This window comes from Flavobacterium sp. CF108, assembly GCF_900129795.1.
GTDB lineage: Bacteria > Bacteroidota > Bacteroidia > Flavobacteriales > Flavobacteriaceae > Flavobacterium.
In genome coordinates this window covers 236,987-247,562 of record NZ_FQWW01000008.1, presented here as the reverse complement: position 1 = coordinate 247,562, position 10,576 = coordinate 236,987, and the positions used below count along the sequence as shown (strand labels likewise).

6 protein-coding genes are annotated in these 10,576 nt (G+C 36.3%); all 6 read left to right on the top strand.

The window, feature by feature from the left end:
* Positions 1 to 226 precede the first annotated feature (226 nt).
* The 6 genes from BUE10_RS20550 (at position 227) to BUE10_RS20525 (ending at position 10,529) form a co-directional block, all read left to right on the top strand.
* Entirely contained in the window at positions 227 to 3,442 is a 3,216-nt protein-coding gene (locus tag BUE10_RS20550; protein WP_073488540.1) for a SusC/RagA family TonB-linked outer membrane protein, read from the top strand.
* A gap of 20 nt (positions 3,443 to 3,462) precedes the next feature.
* Positions 3,463 to 5,034, top strand: a complete 1,572-nt coding sequence (locus BUE10_RS20545) for a RagB/SusD family nutrient uptake outer membrane protein (RefSeq protein WP_073488538.1) — start codon at positions 3,463 to 3,465, stop codon at positions 5,032 to 5,034.
* Between the two features lie 18 nt (positions 5,035 to 5,052).
* The gene (locus BUE10_RS20540; protein WP_143056001.1) at positions 5,053 to 6,255 is read left to right on the top strand and encodes a glycan-binding surface protein; all 1,203 of its coding nucleotides are present in this window, start codon (positions 5,053 to 5,055) and stop codon (positions 6,253 to 6,255) included.
* Between the two features lie 237 nt (positions 6,256 to 6,492).
* Positions 6,493 to 8,151: an alpha-L-fucosidase gene (locus tag BUE10_RS20535; protein ID WP_073488647.1), complete on the top strand. Its 1,659-nt coding sequence runs from the start codon at positions 6,493 to 6,495 to the stop codon at positions 8,149 to 8,151.
* Between the two features lie 72 nt (positions 8,152 to 8,223).
* Positions 8,224 to 8,577 carry an L-rhamnose mutarotase gene (locus BUE10_RS20530; protein WP_073488534.1) on the top strand — a complete coding sequence of 118 codons (354 nt, stop codon included), beginning with the start codon at positions 8,224 to 8,226 and terminating at the stop codon, positions 8,575 to 8,577.
* A gap of 50 nt (positions 8,578 to 8,627) precedes the next feature.
* Positions 8,628 to 10,529, top strand: coding sequence for a T9SS type A sorting domain-containing protein (locus tag BUE10_RS20525; protein ID WP_073488533.1), 1,902 nt, complete (start codon positions 8,628 to 8,630; stop codon positions 10,527 to 10,529).
* Positions 10,530 to 10,576 lie beyond the last annotated feature (47 nt).

The window sequence follows — 10,576 nt, the reverse complement described above, 5'->3', positions numbered from 1 at the left end:
TTAATGATATAAAAATTGTAATTTTTTTATGATAGTTGCAGTAATTGCAACAATTAAGGCAGTCTTTTGATACATAATGAACCATAGTTTAATGTTGCTTTATTGTTAATTTGTTCTCAAATATGACAAAAAATGTATTTACTCATGAGGTAAAAAGTTGAGATTATTTCATGATAAAAATGTTTTTAAAATAAACCACTTTAAACTAACCTAACCAAAATTAATTATGAACAAAAAACATGTGATTCAGCGTTTTGTAAAAGACAAGAAGCTGTTTAGTAAGTATCTCCTTTTGGTAATGCTTTTTTCATTTGGAGCAATATCTGCTCAAAATAATGACGAAAAAATTACCGGTATTGTTCTGGATGAATTAAACCAGCCTGTTTTAGGGGCTAATGTTTATGCATCAGAATCTAAGAAAAGTATAATAGCAGATCAAAATGGTCAATTTGCTATTAACGCAAAAATAGGCGAAACACTAGAGATTAGTTACATTGGATATGTAACTCAAAAAGTAAAAATAACCGGAAGCAAACTAACTATTCATTTACAAGTAGATGTAAGATCTTTAGAAGAAGTAGTAGTAATTGGTTACGGTAAGGCAAAAAGAAAAGATCTTACCGGAGCAATATCATCAATATCAGGAGATGAACTTCGTCGATCGCAGCCTGTAACAATAGATCAGGCGCTGCAAGGTAAAGTACCCGGTGTTGTGGTACAGCAAACATCTGGTCAGCCTGGAGGAGGGGTCAGCGTGCAAATACGCGGATTATCTTCTTTTGGAAATAATTCACCGTTGTATGTTATAGATGGTGTTATTATTGGGCAGGGCTTTGCAGGTGTAGATGGAACTAACCCGCTGGCAACTATTAACCCTTCAGATGTGGAATCTATCGATGTCCTAAAAGATGCATCGGCAACCGCTATTTATGGTTCGCAGGCAACTAATGGTGTAATTGTCATCACTACTAAAAGAGGTAAAGAGGGAGCTCCAAAAATAACCTTTGATTACAGTACAGGTTTTCAATCGTTAATGAAGAAGTATCCTACCATGAATTTACAGGAATATGCCACTTTTATTAATGATCGAAATCAAGGTATTGGCTGGGGTTTTGACACAAGACCTGAATTTGCTAACCCACAGTATTTAGGTGAAGGAACAAACTGGCAGGATGAATTATTTAGAGTTGCCCCAATCACCAATTATGTACTTACCTTAAGCGGAGGGAATGATAAAACACAGTATTTACTGTCTGGTTCTTATTTCAATCAGGAAGGGATATCTCTTGGGTCTGAATTTGACAGAGGTTCCGTAAGGTTAAATCTGGATAACAAGACAACCAGCTGGTTAAAAATTGGAACTAGTATACAATTAACGCGTATTAATGAGAATGTAAATTCAACTAATACAGGTGTTATTTCACAAGCACTGGGACAAACCCCGGATATTCCATTAAAAAATCCTGATGGCTCTTATGCCGGAGGAGAGAGTACAAATGGATGGGTTAGAAATTTAGTTAACCCAGTTGCCCTTGCACAAATGAATAAAAATGATCTTAGAAGAAATCAGTTGTTTGCAAATTTCTATGCAGATATAGCATTTACAAAAGATTTATCTTTTAGAAATGAAATATCAGGAAGTTATTCTTATAACACGACAGACAGATTTAGCCCTAAATATAAATTTGGAAATACGGAGAGACTAGAGAATGAAGCTACTTATGGTTACGATCAAAACTATTATACCACTTTTAGAAGTTTTTTAACCTATGCTAAAGTATTTAAAAGCAAATATAATGTCAATGTTTTGGCAGGACATGAAGCTCAATGGTCTGAGTATGAAAATGTTTCGGCAACAAGAAAAAATTTCATTTCAAATAGTGTTACGAACATAAGCAGTGGTGATATTGGTACTGCTACCAATAGTGGAACCAAAGGAGATGGCGCACAGGAATCTTATTTCGGGCGTGTTAATTTTATTTATAATGACAAATACTTGTTTACCGGTAACATTCGTGCAGATGGTTCTTCAAAGTTCTCTCCTGAAAACCGCTGGGTAGCTACTTATTCAGGGGCACTTTCCTGGAAATTAAATAATGAGAATTTTTTAAAGAATTCAAAAATTGTCAATGAATTAAAGTTAAGAGTAAGTTACGGTTTTACTAATAATCAAAATATTAGAAACAATGCTTATTTATCTACATTAGGTTCAGTTGCAACTTCTTTATCTGGTATATCACAGCTGACAGCTAGTTTAGGAAATCCTTTAGTTGAATGGGAAAAAACAGAATATAGTAATGCCGGAATTGATGGAAGATTTTTTGGATGGAAACTTAATTTTTCTATTGATGTCTATAATCGTTTAACAGACGGATTGTTAATGAAAATTCCATTGCCGCTTTATTCAGGAACAAACGTTGGATATTCTCCCGGAGCAATTGATGCCCCAGATGTTAATATAGGTTCTGTTAGAAATAGAGGAATTGATCTTGGAATAAACACAACAAATATATCGACCAAAAACTTTAGCTGGACTACAGATTTTACAATGTCTCATAATGAGAACAAAGTATTAAAATTAAATACCGATGGAGCATCATTACCTGGGTACAACGGAGGTGATGTAGTTACTAATACCGTAGTTGGAAGATCTATGGGGAATTTTTACGGCTATAAAGTTGAAGGGGTATTTGCAAATGCATCAGATTTTGATTTCAGCAATAACAATGCACTTGGCCACACCCATGGTATGCCTACAAATACCGATGGTACCCGTTTGCCGGTTACATCAAATTCTGGAGGGGTATGGTATGGAGATCTTAAATTTAAAGACTTAAATGGAGATGGTATTATTACAGAAAAAGATCAAACATTTTTAGGTTCTTCTATTCCTAAATTTCAGTTTGGTTTTGGTAATACATTTAAATATCAGGGTTTCGATTTAAATATATTCTTTAGTGCCAATACTGGTAACAAAGTATTAAACGGAATGAGGGTTAACGGAGATAATCCTTTAGCACAATACGGTTACCTAAAATCATTAAATGATTACGCAAGATTAGCTTTAATAGATCCTAATGGTTCTGCAGATGATGTCAATAATGTATACGTTACTAATCCTAATACTACAATAGTAGGAGTTAAAAATAACGACAGTAATCGTAACAATCGTTTCTCTGACAGATACCTTGAAGATGGCTCTTTTATTAGATGCAAGAACATTACTTTAGGTTATACAGTTCCCGAAAATGCACTTAAAAAGATGTACATAAATTCTTTAAGAGTATACTTTAATGTTTCCAATGCCTTTCTTATTACAAAATACAAAGGTTTAGATCCGGAAGTTGGCTCATGGAATCCATTACAAACAGGAATTGATAATGGTTTTTATCCACAGCCAAGAGTATTCACTTTAGGACTTAGCTTGGGTTTAACTAAATAAACTAACAAAACTTACGTATTATGAAACTAATAAATATAAAACCGATTTATATGGTGTTTGCTATATTTTTTATAGTAAGCTGCCAGGATGATTTTCTTGATCGACCTTCTCAATCAGAGATAAGCACAGAGAATTTTTACAAAACAAAAGATGAGCTTAGATTAGCCACAGCTGCACTTTACGGAGGCAAAGTATGGTTTCAATGGAATACAAACCCATACCTTATGCTTGGCGATATATTGAGTGGTAACTTATTGGCTGCGTGGTATAATGATGCAGTACAGTTAAATACTTTTACACTTTCAGGATCTAACGGCATATTAGTAGGAGGCTGGACAGGATTATACATTATAGGCGCACATTGTAATGTTACAATAGATGCCATAAATAAAAACACCCCGGCAACCGTATCTCAGGCAGATAAAAATGCCGCAATAGCCGAAGCGAGATTTATTCGCGCCGTGGCTTATTACCATCTTGCCATACTATGGGGTGATGTGCCTATTATTGAAGATAACACCAAGTTAATAAAATCTCCATTAGTAAATAAAAATAAAGTAGAAGATGTTTACAAATTTGTAGTAAACGATTTGACTTTTGCTGCACAAAACCTTCCCGCTTCTGATGTACCTGGCAGAGTTACATCCTGGTCAGCAAAAAGCATGTTAAGTAAGGTGTATTTAACAATGGCAGGATTAGGACAATCAGGAGGCAATCGTAATCAGGCATATTTAGACCTTGCCAAAAAATATGCAAAAGATGTAGTCGAAAACAGCGGTTTAAGTTTACTTCCAAGTTATTCAGATCTTTTTAAAACGAAATTTAATGATAATCAGGAATCATTATTTGCCCTGCAATGGGCAGCCACTTCTGGATGGGGTATAGGGAATCAATTATTGACACATTCACCAAGTAATGATATCAATCCGGGAAAAGAGGGAGCCTGGACTCCGTTAGGTCCTACTTATGATTTATATAATCAGTATACCGTACAGGATTCAATAAGACGAAAAACAACTTTTATGTTACCGGGAGATCATTATGCAGAGTTAAATGCTGCAGGCGGCGGTTATAATGCTACGTCAGCAGCTATGAAAAAACATATTATAGGAAACGAAGCCGATAACAATACGCCCGCAATGACATATTTAGGTTCGATAGAACATAATTATATATTAAGATTAGCAGATGTTTATTTAATATATGCAGATGCTGTTTTGGGTAATAATGCCACTACAAGTGATCCTGGCGCATTATTTTATTTTAATGAGGTAAGAAAGCGTGCCCATGTTGACCCGGTAACCGTTCTTGATGCCGATATTATTTTTAAAGAAAGAAGAATCGAATTTGCCTGTGAAGGACAATTCTGGTATGATTTGGTAAGACTCTCTTACTACAATCCTGTAAAAGCGATAGATATTCTTAATAAACAAAAAAGAGTATTGTTTAATTATACAAATGGAGAAGCCACTCCCAACGATCCTGTTGGAAATATTTCTCCTGCTACTCAATCTACTTTCAGGTTACAATTACCTGCTTCAGAGGTAGTTGCTAATCCTAAATTAGCTGAACCTGCAGTTCCTTATTATTAATATATAGAAAGAATCAAGATGAAAAATATAATTTATAAATATATGCGTCTATTATCGACGTTCAGCATAATCTTAATTATTACTTTGATGACTTCTTGTAATAATGATAGTGATAGTGAATCTGGGACAGCTCCTGTTATTACAGAGATAAGAAATTATGCCGCTTCGCCAAATGATACTCTTGTTGATAAGATAGTTCCTGGTCAATGGATTGTAATTACAGGTAAAAATTTAAAAAGTGCTACAGGAATCACTTTTAATGGTATACCTGCAGAATTTAATGCAGGTTTGTTTTCGAATACTTATGCAGCTGTTCAAGTGCCGGCTGTAATACCATTTCCATCTGTTCCAGCAAATAAACTAAATACTATTCAATACACCACATCAGTAGGAACGACAACTTTTGCTTTCAGCATTGTTGCCGGACCACCCGCAGTTATTAATATTTCAAACGAAAATCCGGTTGAAGGAGATCTGGTTACCATATCTGGAACCAATTTATTCCTCATAAAAGAGATTAATTTTGGAGGAAAAATAATTACTGATTATACACCCGCAGTTGATGGAACGAGTATTGGTTTTGTAATGCCTAACGCCACAACAAGTGCACCTTTAAGTTTAACAACAGCTTCAGGTACAGTTACTACAACATTAAATGTCAACGATGTAACTACAAAATCTTTATGTAATTTTGATAATGTAAATACTTTCAGCTGGGGCTGCGGTACAAGTAACAGCAGTGTTGATTTTCCGGGTAATCACGGGTATTATGCGGTCCTTAATAATGGTATTCTAAATGCCAATAATGGTGCATGGTGGGAATGGGAACGCAGTATTAATGTCAATTCCGGCCAGTGGGTTCCAGCGCAGGATCTTACAGAACCAGTTGCAAATTATGCGGTAAAATTCGAAATTAATGTTCCTGGTGAATGGAATGGAACTACAATTCAGATAACAAGAAATTATGATTTCTACGGAAAGTATGAACCTTGGAAAGTAAATGACAAAATTGTTTCGTACACTACTAAAGGAAAATGGGTTACGGTTACTATTCCATTATCAGACTTCAAAAAAGACGGAACTCAGGCATCAAGTTTAACTGAATTATTAGGAAGTTCCGGAACCGGCGAATTTCACATTCAGGCAGTTTCAGGTTCTAAACCAACTGTGACAGGTCTTCGAGCTGCTGTTGATAATATCAGAGTTGTAAAAATCAATTAATAAAGCAAATCAAGAGTAAAAATGTGCCTTTAGGCACTAAATATCGGTAGCAATTAGGTTTGAAATTCGTTGGCGTGCCGTAGGTACGCAACAAAAAGACAACTATTGCATACCTATGTTTTTAACCCTTGATTTAGCATTAATAGTTAAAAAAAACTAAGGCCTGCGATGATTCAATAAAAGTTGAGCTTTTCCGCAGGTCTTACATTAAAATTTATTTATCCTAAAAACAAAAAAATGAACGTAAAAATTTCAGTGAAACTCAGTTTGTCTATAGTATTCTGTATGCTATTTTCATCTTGTCTGATGGCTCAGGAAAATTATGTATCACCCGTTAGGGAAGGTAACGAACCCGTTACAGCCGGAAAATTTGCACCAACCTGGCAATCATTGCAGCAATATAAAACTCCGGAGTGGTTTCGTAATGCCAAGTTTGGTATTTGGGCTCATTGGGGGCCGCAGTGCCAGCCTGAGCAAGGTGATTGGTTTGGGAGATTTATGTATAACGAAGGCGGTGACCAATACAAATGGTTTGTAGAACATTACGGGCATCCATCTAAAGTTGGATTTAAAGAAATTATTAATGATTGGAAAGCCCAAAATTGGGATCCTGAAAAATTGGTGGCACTTTACAAAAGGGCAGGAGCCCAATATTTCTTTGCCATGGCAAATCATCATGACAATCTGGATTTGTGGGACAGTAAATATCAGGAGTGGAACTCGGTACGTGTAGGGCCTAAAAAAGATATTATGACAGGCTGGTCAAAAGCAGCAAAAAAATACGGACTTCCATTTGGTATTAGTGTACACGCTTCACATGCATGGACGTGGTTTGAGACGGCTCAGAGATCAGATACCAGCGGACCATTTGCGGGAATTCCGTATGATGGAAAGCTTACAAAAGCCGATGGTAAGGGAAAATGGTGGGAAGGGCTTGATCCGCAGGAACTTTATGCCCAAAATCATCCTCTCAGCTTAAATAGCGATAAAGATTTATTTGCTCTGTGGGGTCAGTGGCATTGGGGCAATGGCGCATCATTACCTTCGCAGGCATACTGCGAAAAATTCTATAATAGGACCATAGATCTTATTAATAAGTACAATCCGGATTTGCTTTATTTTGATGATACTGCTCTGCCGCTTTATCCTGTAAGTGATGCGGGATTAAAAATTGCGGCCGATTTCTATAACCGTAATATGGCTGCTCACAACGGCAAGCTGGAAGCTGTGCTGTTTGGAAAAATACTGACTGATGAACAAAAAAAATGTATGGTATGGGATGTAGAGAGAGGAGCTCCGGATAAAATCGAAGACTTACCCTGGCAAACCTGTACTTGTATTGGAGACTGGCATTATAATAAATCAGTTTATGATAACAATGGATACAAATCTGCCGCTACAGTAATTCACATGCTGGTTGATATTGTTAGTAAAAATGGAAACTTACTGCTAAATATTCCTGTTAAGGGAGACGGTAGTATTGATGATAAGGAAGTTGCAATTCTTGAAAAAATAGCGGCCTGGATGGATGTAAATAAAGAAAGCATTTTTGATACACGTCCGTGGAAACAATATGGAGAAGGCCCTGTTTCAGATGCTATAAAACCTGGTCAGGATCAAAGCTTTAATGAAGGAAAAGTAAAATTGTCGGCTAATGATATTCGTTATAATCAAAATGGGAAAATTCTTTATGCGACCCTTTTAGGAGTGCCTTCAGATAACATTAGTTTGAAATTGCTTGGCAAGAATAAATACAACGGTAAAATTAAAAGTATTGAAATCCTTGGAAGTAAAGAGAAACTTTCATGGAAACAATCGGGAGATTCATTGGTAATTACAAAACCAAAAATGATCCCGAACGACATTGCCATAGTATTAAAAATAAAACAAAAATAATAGACGAATTAGGCTATTACCGGCAAATGACAAAATCACTTTTACTTAATAACAGATTAAAAATTATAAAAAATGCCAATCTCATTTAAACGTTATTGCAAAACCATGGAATTGCTTAATGACGCAGCATTAATCGAAGCATATAAAAAAGTGCACGCAAAAGGGGCAGCGTGGCCGGAAATAACCCAAGGAATGAAAGAAGTGGGAATTATCGATATGGAAATCTATCTTATTGAAACAAGACTTTTTATGATTATGGATACCATACTCAATTTTGACCACGACAAGGCGATGAATGAATTGGCAGCAAAGCCGCGACAAAGCGAATGGGAAGCGTATATGGCAGAATTTCAGGATAGTTCTGCCGAGGCAACAGCAAACCAGAAATGGCAGTTGATGGAACGAATTTACGAAATGGACAAATAATAAACTACACGCCTAAAAAAAGTTATAATAGTAAATAAATAAAATTAGATATGGATATGAAATTTATGTTTTTGAAAAAGTATTTTTTTGTAGTAAGCTTTTGTGGTCTTGCCAGTACTGTGACTTTAGCTCAGAATGTTCAGATTACGGTAGATGCTGCTGTAAATAAAAAAAAGGTATCACCATACATTTATGGGAAAAATGATTTTTTAGATAAACCAGCTCAATTTTACAAAGATGCAGGTTTACGTTTTACCCGTATGAATGGAGGTAATAATGCATCAGCCTATAACTGGCAGGCAAAACTTGCTGTTCATCCTGACTGGTATAATAATGTTTATACTGCTGATTGGGATGCATCTGCACAGAATGTTAGTAATAATTTTCCTGGTATGCAGGGCATGTTTGCTTTTCAGCTGCTGGGAAGAGTTGCATCCAATACGAATAATAATTTCAATGACTGGGGATACAATCAGGCACAGTATTGGTCTGGCGTTAATCAGAACTTGGCAGGGGGAGGAACCCCTAATACAAGCGGCGGGGGTACTGCCTTGGTCGATGGAAACCCAGAGTTGTTCAGTAAGCCATGGCCAGCTGATTCTTCGGTGGCAATTCTTAATGATTGGTTTGGAGCTGGTGGTAAAGGTTTTAACAAAGATCAGTTTGTATACTGGAATATGGACAATGAGGTAGATATATGGAACGGAACGCACGACTGGGCTATGCCAACCCTGTTATCGGCTTCTGCTTTTATGGATCGTTATATAGATTTAGCCAAGAAAGCAAAAGCGATATACCCTGGTATTAAACTTTGCGGACCCGTTACAACCTCTGAATGGCAATGGTACAAATGGTCAAATGAAAGTATATACATCAATGGCAGGTATTATTCCTGGATTGAGTATTTCATAAAACGTCTGGGAGATGAATATAAAGCAACCGGTATTAAACTGGTAGATGTATTAGATATTCATAACTACCCTTCGTATAATGGTGATGATGCCGCTGCTTTGCAGGGACACCGAATTTATTACGATACAAATTATGACTATCCGGGTTCAAACGGTATTAAAACAATCAATGGAGGATGGGATAATTCACTTTCAAAACAATACATTTTCAAGCGTGTTGAGGACTGGCTGACGGAACATTTTGGAGCAAACCATGGTATCACTACCGGAGTAAGCGAATGGGGCACAATGTCAAGCAGTAATCCAAGCCTTGAATCTGTTATATATGCCTCACATTTGGGGACATTTGCCAACAATGGTGTTGAATTGTTCAGCCCGTGGAACTGGTCTGTAGGTATGTGGGAAACTTTACATCTTTTTAGCCGTTATGCTAAAGATTACAGTGTTTCAAGCACTTCTTCACTTGAAAATACAGTTTCGGCTTACACTACAGTAAATCAAGCTGCAGACGCGATGACTGTAATTATTGTGAATAAGGATATGAATGCATCACGCACTGTAACAGTAAACCTTAACAACTTTGCTATTGAAAATGGAAATTTTGAAACATTACAGATTTCCGGGCTCCCGGCAACAGAAACTTTCGTATCTCATACAACTAATGCCTTAAAAAAGAGTTCTGTAAATGTTAGTTCAAATTCATTTACTATTACAGTACCCGCCTTGTCAACTACAGCTGTTTTGATAAAAACAGCCTCATTGTCGGTTGATAAAGTAAACACACTGCCGGGCAGCGGAGGAGTAATGATTTATCCAAATCCGGTAAATGATAAATTGAATATAAAATTTGATTCGGCGATTACAGAACCAACCCAAATAGCTGTATATAATATTGCAGGACAGAAACTAAAAGTTTTCACTGTAAATAACGGGCAAGAGCTACATACGCTGGATGTGAGTGGATTTTCTGCCGGTTCGTATTTTTTATCTGTAAAAAACAACAGCTATAAAAAAAGCATTCCTTTTATTATTGCAAGATAAAATCCATTTAAAAGTTAACCAGCGCATAGTATTTAACTGATCCATGG

Bases quoted from the DNA above. Each gene is read 5' to 3' on its own strand.
- BUE10_RS20550 (WP_073488540.1), top strand. From the start codon at position 227: ATGAACAAAAAACATGTGATTCAGCGTTTTGTAAAAGACAAGAAGCTG.
- BUE10_RS20545 (WP_073488538.1), top strand. From the start codon at position 3,463: ATGAAACTAATAAATATAAAACCGATTTATATGGTGTTTGCTATATTT.
- BUE10_RS20540 (WP_143056001.1), top strand. From the start codon at position 5,053: ATGAAAAATATAATTTATAAATATATGCGTCTATTATCGACGTTCAGC.
- BUE10_RS20535 (WP_073488647.1), top strand. From the start codon at position 6,493: ATGAACGTAAAAATTTCAGTGAAACTCAGTTTGTCTATAGTATTCTGT.
- BUE10_RS20530 (WP_073488534.1), top strand. From the start codon at position 8,224: ATGCCAATCTCATTTAAACGTTATTGCAAAACCATGGAATTGCTTAAT.
- BUE10_RS20525 (WP_073488533.1), top strand. From the start codon at position 8,628: ATGGATATGAAATTTATGTTTTTGAAAAAGTATTTTTTTGTAGTAAGC.